Genomic DNA, 16,433 nt, shown 5'->3' with positions numbered 1-16,433 from the left:
TTATTTGGTCATTTTATCTGCTCGGCGCAGTGGTTGGTTGGATATCCTTATCTTGGAGTGCAGTCCCATTTTCAGGCACCCCCTTAAACAGTCCACTGGACTGTTTAACTACCATACAAATGATAGCTCCAACAACTGTTGGAGGATATCCAATTCTATGAACGTTAGTTCATGTCAATCCCTAACCAACTGTGCGGAGATGAGACAACGAAATCAAATTCTTCGAATTATTGATTTCTTATACGTAATCTTCAAAGATTACAATGTTTTGTGGGTGAGAGCGAAGCCATCATGGCTGTTTGTCCCACTCTCTCCTCCTATTTCTCACTCAATTTTCCCAAGCTTGCTTAAACATAGTGACAAATCGAGTATGGTAGTAAATAAAGTAAACCATCAAGATGGACAAGACAGCTGCCAGGCTGTCAAAAGGCAATTTCACAAGAGCCGTTGGCAGATTGGCATAAAGGAAACTCCGCCCCAGAAAATACCCAATTAAATTAAGGATACCACCCAAAACCAGAGCTGTAAAAAATCGGCTTTTAGACAACTTCTCATACGACTGCTTGACTAAAAAGCTAACAACCAAGACCTGAAGGCTATGACTAATCAGGGTTACAAACATTGGAGTTGGATAAAAGAGAAAGTCACCGATAAAAGAACCAATTCCAGCAACTATTACACTCTCGGTCGGTGGGAAAAGCAGACCAGTCAGACAGATCACAATACCATTAATATAAAAATGACCGCCGGGAACTGGCACTGACAGATAGGACGAGCTCAAAATAATAACCAAAGCCATAAAAAGAGCTGCAAGTGTAATTCTTTTCGTTGACATCAACATCACCTCATCTAGTAAAGAAACTCATTTCGAGTCCCTCTTAATGCTTTCCATTGTATGCCTAGACCAATTAAGTTACAATAGTCTTATCTTAAAACTGTATGGGGACAGATTATGCCTAGTAAATTTCAAACTCTTTATCAAAACCTAGCCCAAGCCATCCGAAGCGGACAATTCAAAAAGGGCGATAAACTGCCCTCGGTTCGCAAACTGAGTCAAACTTACGGCTGTAGCAAGGATACAGCCCAGCGAGCCCTCCTTGAACTCAAATATCAAAATCTGATATATGCAGTCCCCAAGAGCGGTTACTATGTTTTAGAGGGTAAGGATCAAGATAGCGACAATCTGGCAATTAGCCTTGAAGCCTATAACAAGCTAGCCTATCAAGACTTTAAAACCTGTTTATCTGAAACCCTTGTTGGGCGGGAAAATTACCTCTTCAACTACTATCACCAACAAGAGGGGTTAGCTGAATTGTTAAGCTCTCTGCAGGATCATCTCCTTGAGCAAGATATTTACAGCAAGATAGAAAATCTAGTGGTAACCTCGGGAACCCAACAAGCCCTCTATATTTTAACTCAGATGGCATTTCCCAACCAGAAACCAATTATTCTTTTAGAACAGCCCACCTACCATCGAATGAATAGTCTGGTGAGAAATCAAGGGCTACCCTACTTAACAATAGACCGAGATTTTTCTGGTCTTGATCTAGAGCGACTGGAAAAACTCCTTCAAAGTCATCCTATCAAATTTTTCTATACTATCCCAAGAATCTCCAACCCTCTGGGCCTCTCTTACAGTTCTCAGGAAAAGCAAGCCCTAGTTGATTTGGCCCATCGTTATGATGTCTATATTATCGAAGATGATTACATGGGCGATTTCACAAAATCTGAAAATCTACCTTTACATTACTACGATACCCATGAGCGGGTTATCTACCTCAAATCGTTTTCGACTACCCTCTTTCCAGCACTGCGATTAGGGATGTCCGTTTTGCCACAAAAGCTCATGCACGATTTCCTTGCCTACAAAAAATTGATGGATTACGATACTAGTCTGATAATGCAGAAGGCTCTATCTTTGTATTTAGATAACGGTATGTTTGCTAAAAATCTTAGTCAGCTCAAGCACTTCTTTGAGCAACGCCTAGATCAGGCTACAGATCTCTGCCAAACTTTACCCGATTATTTAAGCTGCCAAATCGGTCCAAAGCATATTAGTATTAAACTACCAAAGAAACTCAAATTAGGACGTTTTAAAGAAAGAGGCATACAGACTCTTGATCCGGCCACAAGAGTTGACCAGTATGAACTTCCTTATCTCTACCTAGCCAACGACCAAACACTAGCGAAAAAACTGAAGACGATTACGCAAATCCTTAAGACTTTGTAAGAAAATTCATTCTTTCCCTTGTTTAGTCATCAAAAAAAAAGGGGAATTAACCCAAAAATTAAAACTTTTGGTTCACATCCCACCCCGCACAGCTCAAAGAGAGGCTGGGAGACCTTTTGAGGTTGGAAATAAGATGAATGAGGATCATCACATTCGTTTAGGTTTTCTACTTTGGCCCTGTGGCAAAAGAAAACCAACCAGCAGTGGTTCATTGGTGCTAAAGCACCTAATGAACTTGCAGGGGTAAGACTTCTTGACGTAGCCATAAAGGCTTGCTCCCAGCCATCATTACATCAAGAGTTTATTCTAAATAAATGGAAACTAGAAGCTTTATCATCCACCAGCTTAGCCGGTGGTTTTCTTGTTTTTCTCAGAGAGAAAAACTGGCTGGAAGCCATAATAGAAAGGCTGGACAAGTTTTTGCCCAGCCTTTTAAACGTTATTTCAATTTTTCAAAACGCAGGTGAACTGCAATTTGGTTGCCGTAACCATTACGTTCCAAATCTCTTTGTAAACGGTAGGAAATATAATGCTCCGCAATATTAATATAACCAGCGTCCATGAGACGATTTTCAACTTGGGATTGCACCATCGAGATAGTTGGACGGTCAGCATGAGCTTCCTCTAAGTCAATCACAACCTTCTTGGTTACTTCTGCCAACTCTTGACGAAGCTTATCATCAAGGACAAAGACAGATTGGGCCGCCTTGAGAATAGCCTGATAAATTTTATCTGGATCAAATTCAACAACTTGACCGCTGCGTTTGGTAATTTGCATGAAATCGCCTCTTTTCTATTCTGATATTTAATGATTAGATAACTCAAAGCTTTTAAAAGCTGGGAAGAAAATAGATAACGAAATACTGAATCGCTCTACTTCCTCCCCGCCGCAAATGGATAAAGATATCTATCTTGAGTTTAAACACTCTCACTGTAACCATTATCCTTGGCTTAATCACTTTTGTCAAGATAAGTGTCTGCCAGTTCCAATTCGCCAAATACCAGAATTAGTAATCCGGCCGCACAACACCTGTCACCGTTTGACGGGTGGCCTCGATGTCTTCTTCTAAGACTACCTTGATAATACGTTTTTCTTCTTCTGGTGTACAGGCTACCAGAGGTAAGCGTAAAGGCCCAACATCAAAGCCAAGATGATTGAGAACGGCCTTGACAGGGGCTGGACTTGGAACAGAGAAAAGAGCATTAACCTTAGGAATGAACTTGCGTTGAATACCCGCAGCTTTCTTAATATCACTCTGCTCAATGGCCTGCAACATTTGGTACATTTCTTCCCCATTGGAATGACTAGCAACCGAAATCACACCATCAGCTCCGATATTCATAGCATGGAAGGCTTCGCCATCTTCACCGGTATAAATCAAGAAATCATCAGGCTTATGTTCAATCAGATAAGCCATATTATCCAGACTAGTACACTCTTTAACCCCGATGATATTAGGATGTTCCGCCAAACGCAGCATGGTATCTGGAGCCATTTCTACCACAACCCGGCCTGGGATATTATAGATAATAATAGGTAGATCACTGGCATCTGCAATAGCCTTAAAATGCTGATACATCCCTTCTTGGGAAGGTTTATTGTAATAAGGGACAATGGCTAAACCAGCTGCAAAACCGCCAAAGGCAGCAACTTCCTTGGCGAAATCAACAGAGTCCCGAGTATCATTAGTACCCACCCCAGCGATTAGAGGCACACGCCCATTGACAATCTTTTGCACAGCCTTAAAGAGCTCCAATTCCTCATCATGGGTCAAGGTTGGACTTTCAGCCGTTGTTCCAGCTAAAAGCAGACCTTGAGTATGATGGGCCAAAAGATGTTCAACTAAATCAGGCAAAGCCTCAAAGTTAATAGAGCCATCAGGCTTGAAGGGCGTAATCATAGCTGTAATAAGTTTCGCATGACGCAGTTGTTGGATGGATTCTTGAGCAGTCATAATAACCTCCTAATTATGCTTGAACCAAGGCCACTCCCCTTAGCGGGACTGACCCAATCCTCATTACAAAAAGAGGGCTGGAGACTCTTGTCCCAGACCCCAGTGGTAGCTAGATAATCAAAGAAAATTTAAATGAGACAGAGTTAGAACTTATAGGCTTACCATTCATCTATTGTTTGGCAAACCAATTTTTTGAAGCTCTTTTCTCTTAGATAATCAAAAACACTTATTTCAATTCAAATTTTAAATCCTTTGTTGGACGAACCAGGTCTTTTTCATGGAGCGTTTCTGCAATTTGCACAGAGTTCCAAGCAGCACCCTTGAGCAGGTTGTCAGAAACAACCCACATGTGAATACCTTTTTCGACATCTAAATCCTTGCGAATCCGACCGACAAAGGTTTCCCGTTTACCGACAGCATTGACTGCTTGTGGGTAAACTTGATGGGCCACATCATCTTCCAAAACAGCCCCTGGGAAGTTGGCGATAGCTGCCTTAACATCTTCAATCGGTGCGACTTCCTTGGTTTCAATATAAACAGACTCTGAATGGGCCAAGAGTACAGGAATACGTACACAAGTCGCTGAAACAGCGATGGAATCATCATCCATGATTTTCTTGGTCTCATTGGTCATCTTCATTTCTTCATAGGTGTAATCATTGTCAGTAAAAACATCAATTTGAGCCAAGGCATTGAAAGCGATTGGGTAGTGCTTTTTGTCGCCACCTGCTGGCAAAATATCTGCCTTGACTTCCTTAGGGTCCTTACCATCATTAAGAACTTCCTTGAGTTCACGTTCGGTTTCATTGATAGCTGATTGACCAGCACCTGAAACAGCTTGATAGGTAGAAACAATGATACGTTCCAAACCCCATTTTTGCCGAACGGGCTCCAAGGCTACCATCATTTGGATCGTTGAACAGTTAGGGCAGGAGACAATCCCATTGTGAGCTTCCAAAGCCTGTGCATTGACTTCTGGAACAACCAAAGGGACATCAGGATTTTGCCGGAAATAAGAGGTGTTATCAACCACAACAGCTCCTGCCTTAACGGCATAGGGAGCAAACTTAGCTGAAACAGAACCACCTGCAGAAAAGAGGGCAATGTCAACCCCTGCAAAAGAATCCTTCGTCGTCAATTCAACTGTCACATCCTGCCCCTTATATTTAAGAACCTTGCCCGCTGAACGGCTAGAGGACAAAAGGCGCACCTTATCAATCGGCAGACTGGACTGCTCCAATTGTTGAATCATGCGAGTTCCAACGGCACCTGTGGCGCCAACAACAGCTACTGTGTATCCCATAGTTTAGACCTTCCTCAATAGATTGTTCGTCAAAATTTTCTAAAAATTTATAATAGGTTCATTATACACTTTTTTAAGACCCTTGAAAAGTCCAAACTGGCTGGTTTCATCAAGAAGTCCTTTAATAATCCATACAATCTCTATTTTTCACAAAGGCCTCAGATCAAATGAAAATTCTTGTGTCCTCTAAAACATAAAAGAGCCTAGATTTTCACCTAGACTCAAGGGCACTTATTAAGTGTGATAGAAAGGTTCACACAGACTATCAAGGTCCGCTCCTGCGTTAATGACCTCCCTGCGCAATATGGTCAAAAGACCAAATCGACTCATCGCATAACTACATTGTAACACAGGGCAGACTCTAAAGCAAGGGAGCAATAGCCTTAACGACTGCTCCAATTGCTTTGACTGAAATCGGCAATTCTTTAAGGCTTTGCTCGGTTACTTGACGGCAGTCAGCCAAAGTTGCTTGGAAGTCTCGCTCAATCTTAGGAATTTCCGAAGAATGATAAAGGTAGGCAGCACACTCAAAATGGTGGTAGAGGCTGCGGTAATCTAGGTTAATAGTTCCGACAACCGAACGACTATCATCAGCCACAAAGACCTTGGCATGGACAAATCCTGGACTGTATTCATAAATCTTTACACCCGAAGCCATCAGTGATTTGTAGTAGGTTTTAGCCAAATAGTATGGCACCTGCTTATCGGGAATCCCCGGCATGATAATTTTCACATCCACGCCCCGCTCAGCCGCAAACTTGAGAGCATGCTCCATTTCACTGTCTAAAATAAGATAAGGAGTCATGATATGAACGTAATCACGCGCCTGATTGAGAATATCAATATAAACATTCTCGCCAACTTTTTCATTATCCATCGGCGAGTCGCCAAAGGGAATAATAAAACCATCAGTCGAGAGCTTATTGGCATGTTGACCTAAATAGGCCTTTACTTCTGTTCCGTCATCTTTAATAGTTTTCCACATTTGTAAGAACAGAATCAAGAAAGTATCAACAGCACGTCCGCGAACCATAATGGCTGTATCCTTCCAATGACCGAAGCGTTCAATCGCATTGATATATTCATCTGCCAGATTGACTCCGCCAGTGAAGGCTACTTCACCATCAATAACGACAATCTTACGGTGGTCACGGTAGTTGTAATAGGTTGATAGAAAAGGTGATAAAGGAGCAAAGGCCCGCGATTGAATCCCTAAGCGCTCGAGTCGCTTGCTATAATCAAAGCTCAAGGTGGTCATTTCAATCATACCGTCGTACATCACTCGAACTTCAACGCCTTCAGCTACCTTTTCTTCCAGAATGGACAGGATTTCACCCCACATTAGACCTTCATCAATGATGAAGTATTCCATAAAAATATAGTGCTTGGCCTGACGCAACTGCTTCTTGAGTTCAGCAAATTTTTCCTCCCCAGATGAGAAATAGGTAACTTGGCTATTTTTATAAACCGGGAAATGATTATCCCCAAAGCTGAGATACTTAGCCAGATTAAAAGCTGTACTGTGAGAGGTCTTTAATTCGGCTAAGACTGAATCATTTTGACGGAGTAAGGGAACGGTCTTTTCAACATTCCCCTTTAACTGCCGCTTCATGCCATTATAGCCCCAGTCAATCTTAGTGTAGAGCAGAAAGAGGCCTCCCAAAACTGGCATGGGTAAAACAACCAGCATCCAGGTCAGCTTAGCTGTACTATCCATATCACTATTAATTAAATAGAGAACCGAAGCAACAGCAATAAGTAAGCCAGCAATTTGAATATGAATTTGGTATTGTTGAAACCACACATAACCCGATGCAATCACGTAAAGTTGCAAAATCAAAAGCAGTACAATGACCGTTGTCCGGCTAAAAATCCCCCGCAGTAAGCTCCGTTGACCTCGTTTTAAGAGCCGCCTTGTTTTTGTTTCTTCGTCTATGACAATCTCCTCCTTCATAGATTAGTTTCCTATCATTATATCACAAGATTAAGGTAAAAAAGTTGAGGCAGAAAAAATATTTTTCCTGCCTCATTTGTTAAAAATTAAAAAGATCATTCAAATTTTCAGCCATCGTTGGATGCGTGAAAATTTGCTTTTGAAAATAAGTATACGGAACCTGATTATCCATAGCCATAGTGATAAGATTGATTAACTCTTGCGATTCTGCTCCAAAAAGAGTCGCTCCCAAAATAAGCTTGGTATTAGTATCCACCACTACTTTGAAAATACCGCGCAAGTCAGCATTAACATGAGCACGCGGCATACCCGCAACGGGCAGAACGTTAGCCTTATAAGGCAAGCCCTGTGCTTTAGCTTGAGCCTCATCAAGCCCCACACGCGCAAGCGGTGGATTGATAAAGGTCGTATTTGGAATATGGTGCCGGTTCTTATTAGAATAAGATTTATCCCCATTTAGATAATTCCAGACAATACGAAAATCGTCTAAAGAAACGTAGGTGAATTGCAAACCGCCTGTTACATCACCAACAGCAAAGACGTTGCTGACAGCTGTCTGACAGAATTCATCCACCTTAATGGCCCCACGTTCTGTTAGTTCAATAGCAGTATTTTCTAGCCCAAGGTCCGCAGTGTTAGGTCTGCGGCCTGTCGCATACAATACAGCATCAAAGGAATAAGTTCCGTTTTGTGTTGTAATAAGGACTGACTGGCCTTCATTAGAGACTTGTGAGATATTCGAACCTAGTTCAAATCTCACGCCTGCTTCTTCCATATACTTTTGTGCAAGAGCAGAAATCTCCTCTTCTTCACGACTAAAAATGCGTGTCAGTGGGTCAAAAACAGTTACTTCAGAGCCGAGTTTAGCGTATAGACTAGCGAATTCTAAGCCAATATTGCCCCCACCGATAATTCCCAAACGCTTAGGCTGCTCTTTCAGAGTTTGAATACCCGTAGAATCATAGACCTGCTTGCTTTCGGTCAGACCAGGGATAGGAAGAACATTAGAAACAGCGCCTGTATTGATAATAATAACTTCTGCTGTTAGTTTCTCAGTTTGATTATCCGATGAAATCTCCACAACTTTATCAGCAAGAAAGCGCGCTTTGGCATTGTAAACATCCGCTGTTGCCGCATTGTCTAACATAGCAAAATTCTTAGCACGCAGACGAGAAGTTACCGCTTCTCTTTCTGCCATTGCTGATTGGAAATCATGCCCCGTCTCCGCAGCATGAATAAGAACCTTGGTTGGAATACATCCGATATTGATACAGGTACCGCCGTACATCGTAGCATCTGCTTCAATCATAGCAACAGATTTTCCCTGAGCGGCTGTTTTGGCAGCCAGCGTCTTACCAGCTTTACCAAAGCCGATAACAATCATATCATAAGTTTTCATGATGATGGCTCCTTTTAGTGATATAAATCATTATAGCAAGGCTTATGACCACTTGTCAGAAATCTGCTACGAAAAAAATCACAGAAGGAAATCTGCGATTTATTGTGTATATGAGAAACGTCAACTGATGCACAAATCAGGTTTTGACAACACCATCTACTACTTAAGGTAAAAATCCTTAATCTTAATAATGTTATCAACAGAGATTTCACCTGATCAGAACAACCCCAAAGCTGTGCCATCTTCGTCAACATCCATCTTAAGGGCGGCTGGTTGCTTAGGCAAGCCAGGCATAGTCATGACATTGCCAGTTAGGGCCACAATAAAACCTGCACCCGTTTTAGGAACCAACTCGCTGATAGTAATGGTGAAATCATTAGGCGCACCCAGTAAATTTTGATTATCTGAGAAAGAATACTGGGTCTTGGCCATACAGACAGGTAGCTTATCCCAGCCGTTAGCTTGAAATTGCTTGAGTTGCGCCTTAGCTTTAGCTGTAAACTCAACTCCCTTTCCACCATAAATTTCTTTGACAATCGTCGCAATCTTCTCTTCCAAACTAGCTCCGTTATCATAGAGACGGTGATAGTCGCTGGTTTGGTGTTCGACCAGCTCCACTAAGCGTTTAGCCAAAGCTTGACCTCCCTCAGCACCATCTGCCCAGACACTGGTCAATTCAACTGGTACAGCAATTTGCTCACAAAGCTCTTTAAGAGCTGCAATCTCCTCTTTGGTATCCGAAACAAATTCATTGATAGCTACGACAAGCGGCAAACCAAATTTACGAATATTCTCCACATGGCGTTTAAGGTTAGCAAAACCGGCCTTAACCGCTTGGACATTTTCCTGCTTCAAATCAGCCTTAGCAACCCCACCATGCATCTTGAGAGCCCGCAGAGTTGCCACAATAACCACAGCATCTGGTGACTTCGGTAGATTTGGTGTCTTAATGTCAAGGAATTTTTCCGCTCCTAAATCAGCTCCAAAACCAGCCTCAGTAACAGCATAGTCCGCTAAAGCAAGGGCCGTAGTCGTCGCCAGTACTGAGTTACAGCCATGTGCAATATTCGCAAATGGACCGCCATGAACTAGAGCAGGTGTTCCATAGATGGTTTGAACTAGATTCGGTTTAATAGCATCTTTCAAAATCAAGGTCAGGGCTCCCTCGACTTTAAGGTCTCGGACATAAACCGGACTACGGTCGTAGCGATAACCAATAACAATATTTGACAAACGCTCCTTCAGGTCCTTAAGATCTGTTGCCAGACAGAGAATAGCCATGATTTCTGAAGCCACGGTAATATCAAAACCGTCTTCCCGCGGAATTCCATTGACTGGACTGCCTAAACCAACAGTTACATGGCGCAGGGCACGATCATTCAGATCCACAACCCGTTTCCAAATAATCCGCCGCTGATCAATGCCCAGCTCATTGCCTTGATGGAGGTGATTATCAATCAGAGCAGATAAGGCGTTATTAGCCGTTGTGATGGCATGCATATCACCAGTAAAGTGGAGGTTGATATCTTCCATAGGCAGGACTTGAGCATAACCGCCCCCAGCAGCTCCTCCTTTGATTCCCATTACCGGACCTAAAGAAGGTTCCCGTAAGGCAATCATAGTTTTCTTACCCAGTTGATTAAGGGCATCCGCTAAACCAATAGTCACCGTTGATTTCCCTTCACCCGCTGGTGTTGGATTGATGGCTGTTACCAAAATTAATTTACCAGACTCCTGATTTTTCAAACTCTTGATTTTATCAAAAGAAATCTTAGCTTTGTACTTGCCATACAATTCTAAATTATCAGTCTCAATGCCGACTTTCTCAGCAATTTGGGCAATAGGCTGGAGCTTAACGTCCTGTGCAATTTCAATATCAGACTTCATGAAATACCTCGCTTTTGATAGGATAAAACTATTATAACAGACATTATAAAAAATACGCATGTTTCCTACAATTTATTTTTTATCGTTCGGTTTTAATGTCTTCAACAAGATCTACCAAGATTGTTATCCTTAGTCTATCAAATCGTTTACTAAAATAGGACTTTTTAGTATAATCGTCCTATGAAAATTCTAATCACATCGGGCGGTACATCTGAAAAAATTGACCAAGTCCGTTCGATTACTAACCATGCTTCAGGCAACTTGGGCAAAATGATAACGGAGCTCTTCCTGCAAAACGGCCATCAGGTTACTCTTGTTACAACCAAGGCTGCAGTAAAGCCACAAAAGCAAGATGGCCTGACTCTCAAAATTGTCAGTGATGTTGCTAGTCTGCAAGCTACTTTGGAACCCTTGGTTAAGACACATCAAGTTCTCATCCACTCTATGGCGGTTTCCGACTATACTCCTATCTACATGACCGACTTGGCTGAGCTTCAGGCAGCTCGTGATGTGAACCAATTATTAAAGAAAAGCAATCAAGAAGCTAAAATTTCATCGGCAGCTGATACGCAAGTGCTTTTTCTTAAAAAGACACCAAAGATTATCAGTCTGGTCAAGAAATGGAACCCTACTATCCGTCTGGTGGGCTTTAAACTGTTGGTTGATGTTCCCAAGGAAGAGCTTTTTTCGGTTGCTAGAGACAGCCTCAAACGTAATCAGGCAGAATTCATCATTGCCAATGACTTGACCAATATTAATGATCGGCAGCATATCGCTTATATGGTTGATGAAAGCACAGAAGAACTGGCTCACACAAAGGCAGAAATTGCTCAAAAAATTTACGAAAGGGTAATCGCACATGACTAAAAGCATCCTACTTGCTGTAACGGGCTCCATCTCAGCCTACAAGGCAGCAGATTTAACCAATCAACTTAGAAAATTAGGTTACAGCGTTCAAATTATCATGTCCCAGGCAGCGACAGACTTTATCACCCCACTGACCTTGCAGGTCCTGTCGAAACAGCCTGTCTACCTCGATGTCATGATTGAGGAACAACCAGACCGCATCAATCATATCGATTTAGCTAAGGAGGCTGATCTTTTCATCATCGCTCCTGCTTCTGCCAATACCATAGCCAAATTAGCTAACGGCCTCGCTGATAATCTAGTAACGGCAACTGCCCTAGCTCTTCCTAATGACCTGCCAAAACTAGTTGCCCCCGCTATGAATACCAAGATGTACGACAATCCTCTCACCCAGCGGAATCTATCAACACTTAAGGAAGTTGGCTATCAAGAAATCGAACCGCGCTCCAGCCAATTGGCCTGTGGAGATATCGGCCGCGGTGCCCTTGCAGATCTTTCGACTATTATTAAAAGAATCGAGGAGGCTCTAAATGAATCGTAAAAATAAGTCGCAGAAAGTTGCCCAAACCGCCCTTCTCTTAGCCACCATGGTCGTCATTGAATTCGTCAGTCAAATCGTCTTTGCGACCTTTGCTCTTCCCATCAAACCAACTTTAACAATGATTCCTGTCATCATCGCCTCTATTATTTACGGTCCTCAGATTGGTGCCAGTCTGGGCGGCTTTATGGGAATAATGAGTATCATTAGAAACTCAATTATCCTCTTACCAACCAGCTATCTCTTTTCTCCATTTGCCCCAAACGGTTCTTGGAGGTCTGTGATTGTTGCCCTTATTCCGCGGATTTTGATTGGAATCTTCCCTTATTTCATATATAAAGCAATGCAAAATAAGGCGGGATTGATTCTATCAGGCATTATCGGCTCCTTAACGAATACCATTTTTGTTTTCTTAGGTATCTATCTGCTTTTCTCTGGGGTTTACACTGGTAATATTCAGCATTTATTAGCTGCAGTATTTACCACAAATGCTCTGGCTGAAATGATTATCGCTGCTCTCTTGACAACAGCCTCTGTTCCGGTCTTGCAACGTTTGAAAAAATAATCCTCAGTTAAATAGCTCTACAATCCTCCACAAATGCTGAAAAATAGCCTCTCTGGCTATTTTTTTGCGATCATCGTCATCCCCGTCCAAGCTTGAAGCTGTCTTAATGATATGGTATAATGAAAGCGTTTAAAAAATAAAGGAGGCACTCATGACTTATACAGAAAACTATGAAAAATGGCTCAACTATGCGGAACTCCCCGACTATCTCCATGACGAACTTGTCAAGATGGATGAAAAGACCAAGGAAGATGCATTCTACACCAACCTTGAATTTGGAACGGCTGGTATGCGGGGTGTTATTGGTGCTGGGACTAACCGTATCAATATCTACGTGGTCCGCCAAGCAACCGAAGGCTTGGCGAAATTGATTGAAACCAAAGACCAAGCGATTAAACAACGTGGAGTAGCCATCGCCTATGACTCCCGTCACTTCTCTTCTGAGTTTGCCTTCGAATCAGCTCAAGTCTTGGCTCAACACGGTATTAAATCCTATGTCTTTGAAAGTTTGCGCCCAACACCCGAGTTATCCTTTGCTGTTCGCCATTTGGGAACCTTTGCCGGTATCATGGTAACCGCCAGCCATAATCCTAAACAATTTAACGGCTACAAGGTCTATGGTGAAGATGGTGGACAAATGCCGCCTCACGATGCTGACGCCTTGACAGACTTTATCCGAGCTATTGATAATCCCTTTGATATCCAACTAGCTGATTTAGAAAATGCAAAAGAGTCTGGCCTTATTACCGTTATTGGTGAAGATGTTGATAAGGAATACCTCAAAGAAGTCAAAGGTGTGAACATCAATCAAAAATTGATTGATGACTACGGTAAAGACATGAAGATTGTCTACACACCGCTTCACGGTACAGGTGAAATGCTGGCTCGCCGGGCTCTAGCTCAAGCTGGCTTTGATTCCGTCCAAGTGGTTGAAGCTCAAGCAGTCGCTGACCCCGACTTCTCAACCGTCAAATCCCCAAACCCAGAAAATCAATCAGCCTTTGCCCTTTCCGAAGAATTGGGACGCCAAGTAGATGCTGACGTCTTGGTGGCAACTGACCCTGACGCTGACCGTCTCGGTGTTGAAATCCGTCAACCAGATGGCTCTTACCTCAACCTTTCAGGTAACCAAATCGGTGCACTGATTGCCAAATACATCTTAGAGGCTCACAAAACAGCGGGCTCTTTGCCAGCCAATGCGGCTCTTTGTAAGTCTATCGTTTCAACCGAATTGGTAACCAAGATTGCCCAAAGCTATGGTGCAACCATGTTCAATGTTCTAACTGGTTTCAAATTCATCGCTGAAAAAATTCAAGAGTTTGAAGATACAGGCCATCATACCTATATGTTTGGTTTTGAAGAAAGCTTCGGCTATCTCATCAAACCGTTCGTTCGTGATAAGGATGCTGTCCAAGCTGTCCTGATTGTCGCTGAAATTGCCGCCTACTACCGCTCTCGAGGCATGACCTTAGCTGATGGCATCGCTGAAATCTATAAGGAATATGGCTACTATGCTGAAAAGACGATCTCAGTAACCTTATCCGGTGTTGATGGTGCCTCTGAAATCAAGAAAATTATGGATAAGTTCCGTAACAAGGGTCCTAAGGACTTCAATAAAACAGCTATCGTCAAAATCGAAGACTTCTTAGATTTAACGGCCACTGACCAAGATGGCAGCGTTGAGAAATTAACCACACCGCCAAGCAATGTGCTCAAATACCATCTGAGCGATGATTCTTGGATTGCTGTACGTCCGTCTGGTACCGAACCAAAAATTAAATTCTATATTGCAACCGTTGGTGATTCTGAAGCTAATGCTAAAGCTAAAATTGCAAGTATTGAAGCAGAAATCAATGACTTTATTAGCTAACGAATCTAACATTAAACCATCAAAAAGGAGCTCCATTCAGGAGCCCTTTTGATTTTGTGCCAAAATTTACTAGAAAGATAAAAAGATCAACTGAAGATTGGAGCCTTAAATCATATTACAGTCTAAAGATCTGCTGATCATGAACAATTGGGCAAATAAAACGAAAACGGGTATTGCTTCTCCTTCAGTTGTAAGCATTTGTCCATTTTTTCCAGATATCCTAAAGGCTCGAATTCTTGGTACTATAGAAATTTTTTCCTTCACATTCCGTACTCGAACATCATTAAGGTTAAGGGAATGACGAAAACCGCCGAAAATTGTTTAAAATATCAGAGACTATGAAAGAGACTTGATAATCTCCACTCTGGTAATCACGCCATCTTTTATGCTGTCAACTCGCAAAGCAACATCATTTAAATAAACAGCTGCACCAATCGTAACATGCTTTTCCTCAGCCTCCAAGTGACGTGCAACAAAATCTCGCAATAACTCACCCTTTTCACCAGCCAAGTTGACACGCGCTAAAATATTAGCAATCTTAACCTTTTGACTTCCTCGAACAATGATATTAGCAGAATCATCAAAATTGGTGAAAAGATATTTACGTGTGGCAAAGAGAGACACAATCGCCAAAATACTCATAGAGAATTCAAACCTCTGCTTTGATCGACAACAACATGCCTCGCTATGGCAAAGAGCAAAACCTCAATGACAGTCGCCGAAGTATGCTTACTCAGCATCTTGATTAACTCAACACCGATAGCAATACTCATGGCTTGATTGAGAAAATGCTGTAGATAGTCTTCAATAGGTCCTTGAGAATTAAAAACCCCCATAATAGTCATGGCCAAAGAACCAGTCGCAAGGATAAGAACAATCATTAAAATAAAGGAAATCAAAATTTCGACATAAAACGCCATCTCATAAAAGCTTACCTGCAAAAACTTCCGCATAAAACTCCCCTCTCATATAACCAATAACAAGTTACACGTAGCTGTTTCTCTATTATAACCTATCTCAAAAAGAAAAGGTAGCTCCGAAAATTATCAGTATAAAAAGAGAGTCAAAGCATTCTGGAATCTTTGCATCTTACCCTACCGCATAATATTTGGAGACATTAATCCATGGATCTCTCTGCTAAATATCATAGCTACACATATAAGTCTTAAGTCATATTCCAATCTTATTCTTCAGGTCACAAATCTCCTAGCTGGCAAGGTCAACCAGCAGAGCAATCATAACCCTTTAACCAGTGTGCTCATTATCGGCCTAATTCCAATGTGTAAATAAACTTCCAGAAAATTATCGGAACTATTTGCAAAACAGTTAACATCTCTTAACAAATAGCTTTTTTGCCTGAATTTTACTTAAATTATATTAAAACGAAAATATATTTGACGGACGGGTTGGTACCGCTCGCTTTGGAGAGTATAAAAAGATATTTTTAACAGGGGGAAGTATTATAATGAATACTTTAGCATTTGAAGAATTTGAAGATATGGATACAGAAGGGCCTCATGGCTATTGAAGGAGACTGGATTTTCCAAGTCCGATTCCAATTAATTACGATGCTTTGCTTGGTGCCGTTGTTGGTCTTGCAGCGAGGCTGGGAAAAAAGTATTCCAGCCTTCTATTTTTGCAGTAATAACAGTTTGCCGCAGTGCTTGGGAGAAAGACTTGTTGGCTCTGCCGACTTAGTCTTTCCCCTGCACAGTTCATTAGGTGCTTTAGCACCAATGAACCACTGCTGATTGGAGGTCCTAAACCCTTTCTCCGCAAGTGTTAGCGGCCATCCTAATCAACTGTGCGGAGGTGGGACAACGAAGTCAATTTATATAAAAAATCGTGTCCCACTCTCAACAACT

General features: G+C 42.0%; 13 protein-coding genes and 1 pseudogene. 6 read left to right on the top strand and 8 right to left on the bottom strand.

Annotation, left to right across the window (positions count from 1 at the left end; translation table 11 throughout):
* Positions 1-328: 328 nt before the first annotated feature.
* A complete protein-coding gene (locus tag STRCR_RS06325) occupies positions 329-835 on the bottom strand; it encodes an ECF transporter S component (RefSeq protein ID WP_004229654.1) in 507 nt (168 codons plus the stop codon).
* A gap of 117 nt (positions 836-952) precedes the next feature.
* On the opposite strand from STRCR_RS06325, the gene STRCR_RS06320 reads away from it, so the two are divergent.
* Positions 953-2,230 (top strand): aminotransferase-like domain-containing protein, encoded by a 1,278-nt coding sequence (locus STRCR_RS06320; protein ID WP_004225872.1) that lies wholly within the window; start codon positions 953-955, stop codon positions 2,228-2,230.
* Positions 2,231-2,669: 439 nt separating this feature from the next.
* Here STRCR_RS06320 and STRCR_RS06315 read toward each other — a convergent pair whose 3' ends face one another.
* From STRCR_RS06315 to STRCR_RS06290, 6 genes are all read right to left on the bottom strand, one after another.
* Entirely contained in the window at positions 2,670-3,008 is a 339-nt protein-coding gene (locus STRCR_RS06315; RefSeq protein ID WP_004229942.1) for an ATP cone domain-containing protein, read from the bottom strand.
* A 229-nt stretch (positions 3,009-3,237) separates the two neighbouring features.
* A complete protein-coding gene (dapA, locus tag STRCR_RS06310) occupies positions 3,238-4,185 on the bottom strand; it encodes a 4-hydroxy-tetrahydrodipicolinate synthase (RefSeq protein WP_004228953.1) in 948 nt (315 codons plus the stop codon).
* Between the two features lie 226 nt (positions 4,186-4,411).
* Positions 4,412-5,488, bottom strand: a complete 1,077-nt coding sequence (locus STRCR_RS06305) for an aspartate-semialdehyde dehydrogenase (protein WP_004226467.1) — start codon at positions 5,486-5,488, stop codon at positions 4,412-4,414.
* Between the two features lie 361 nt (positions 5,489-5,849).
* A complete protein-coding gene (gene cls / locus STRCR_RS06300; protein ID WP_040804914.1) occupies positions 5,850-7,370 on the bottom strand; it encodes a cardiolipin synthase in 1,521 nt (506 codons plus the stop codon).
* Positions 7,371-7,521: 151 nt separating this feature from the next.
* Positions 7,522-8,841, bottom strand: coding sequence for an FAD-containing oxidoreductase (locus tag STRCR_RS06295; protein ID WP_004227929.1), 1,320 nt, complete (start codon positions 8,839-8,841; stop codon positions 7,522-7,524).
* Positions 8,842-9,057: 216 nt separating this feature from the next.
* Positions 9,058-10,728 (bottom strand): formate--tetrahydrofolate ligase, encoded by a 1,671-nt coding sequence (locus STRCR_RS06290; RefSeq protein ID WP_004226830.1) that lies wholly within the window; start codon positions 10,726-10,728, stop codon positions 9,058-9,060.
* A 180-nt stretch (positions 10,729-10,908) separates the two neighbouring features.
* Between STRCR_RS06290 and STRCR_RS06285 the strand changes: the two genes are divergently transcribed.
* The 4 genes from STRCR_RS06285 to STRCR_RS06270 all read left to right on the top strand — a co-directional run bounded on the left by STRCR_RS06285 (position 10,909) and on the right by STRCR_RS06270 (position 14,568).
* On the top strand, positions 10,909-11,595 hold the full coding sequence (locus STRCR_RS06285; RefSeq protein WP_004226997.1) for a phosphopantothenate--cysteine ligase: 687 nt from the start codon (positions 10,909-10,911) through the stop codon (positions 11,593-11,595).
* Positions 11,588-12,136 carry a phosphopantothenoylcysteine decarboxylase gene (gene coaC / locus STRCR_RS06280; RefSeq protein WP_004227335.1) on the top strand — a complete coding sequence of 183 codons (549 nt, stop codon included), beginning with the start codon at positions 11,588-11,590 and terminating at the stop codon, positions 12,134-12,136. Before STRCR_RS06285 ends, coaC begins: the two co-directional genes overlap by 8 nt.
* A complete protein-coding gene (locus STRCR_RS06275) occupies positions 12,126-12,698 on the top strand; it encodes an ECF transporter S component (RefSeq protein ID WP_004225903.1) in 573 nt (190 codons plus the stop codon). Before coaC ends, STRCR_RS06275 begins: the two co-directional genes overlap by 11 nt.
* Positions 12,699-12,849: 151 nt before the next feature.
* Positions 12,850-14,568, top strand: a complete 1,719-nt coding sequence (locus tag STRCR_RS06270; protein WP_004228069.1) for a phospho-sugar mutase — start codon at positions 12,850-12,852, stop codon at positions 14,566-14,568.
* A 336-nt stretch (positions 14,569-14,904) separates the two neighbouring features.
* Here the strand turns inward: STRCR_RS06270 and STRCR_RS06265 are convergent.
* A pseudogene (locus STRCR_RS06265) lies at positions 14,905-15,521 on the bottom strand (hypothetical protein).
* A 564-nt stretch (positions 15,522-16,085) separates the two neighbouring features.
* Here STRCR_RS06265 and STRCR_RS12130 point away from each other — a divergent pair.
* On the top strand, positions 16,086-16,319 hold the full coding sequence (locus tag STRCR_RS12130; RefSeq protein WP_040804519.1) for a hypothetical protein: 234 nt from the start codon (positions 16,086-16,088) through the stop codon (positions 16,317-16,319).
* Positions 16,320-16,433: the final 114 nt, after the last annotated feature.

Origin of the sequence: Streptococcus criceti HS-6, from assembly GCF_000187975.2 — a bacterium.
Taxonomy (GTDB): domain Bacteria; phylum Bacillota; class Bacilli; order Lactobacillales; family Streptococcaceae; genus Streptococcus; species Streptococcus criceti.
Note: the sequence above shows the minus strand (reverse complement) of the source record. Positions and strands in the feature narration are given on the sequence as shown.

Bases quoted from the DNA above. Each gene is read 5' to 3' on its own strand.
- STRCR_RS06325 (WP_004229654.1), bottom strand. From the start codon at position 835: ATGTCAACGAAAAGAATTACACTTGCAGCTCTTTTTATGGCTTTGGTT.
- STRCR_RS06320 (WP_004225872.1), top strand. From the start codon at position 953: ATGCCTAGTAAATTTCAAACTCTTTATCAAAACCTAGCCCAAGCCATC.
- STRCR_RS06315 (WP_004229942.1), bottom strand. From the start codon at position 3,008: ATGCAAATTACCAAACGCAGCGGTCAAGTTGTTGAATTTGATCCAGAT.
- dapA (WP_004228953.1), bottom strand. From the start codon at position 4,185: ATGACTGCTCAAGAATCCATCCAACAACTGCGTCATGCGAAACTTATT.
- STRCR_RS06305 (WP_004226467.1), bottom strand. From the start codon at position 5,488: ATGGGATACACAGTAGCTGTTGTTGGCGCCACAGGTGCCGTTGGAACT.
- STRCR_RS06295 (WP_004227929.1), bottom strand. From the start codon at position 8,841: ATGAAAACTTATGATATGATTGTTATCGGCTTTGGTAAAGCTGGTAAG.
- STRCR_RS06290 (WP_004226830.1), bottom strand. From the start codon at position 10,728: ATGAAGTCTGATATTGAAATTGCACAGGACGTTAAGCTCCAGCCTATT.
- STRCR_RS06285 (WP_004226997.1), top strand. From the start codon at position 10,909: ATGAAAATTCTAATCACATCGGGCGGTACATCTGAAAAAATTGACCAA.
- coaC (WP_004227335.1), top strand. From the start codon at position 11,588: ATGACTAAAAGCATCCTACTTGCTGTAACGGGCTCCATCTCAGCCTAC.
- STRCR_RS06275 (WP_004225903.1), top strand. From the start codon at position 12,126: ATGAATCGTAAAAATAAGTCGCAGAAAGTTGCCCAAACCGCCCTTCTC.
- STRCR_RS06270 (WP_004228069.1), top strand. From the start codon at position 12,850: ATGACTTATACAGAAAACTATGAAAAATGGCTCAACTATGCGGAACTC.
- STRCR_RS12130 (WP_040804519.1), top strand. From the start codon at position 16,086: ATGGCTATTGAAGGAGACTGGATTTTCCAAGTCCGATTCCAATTAATT.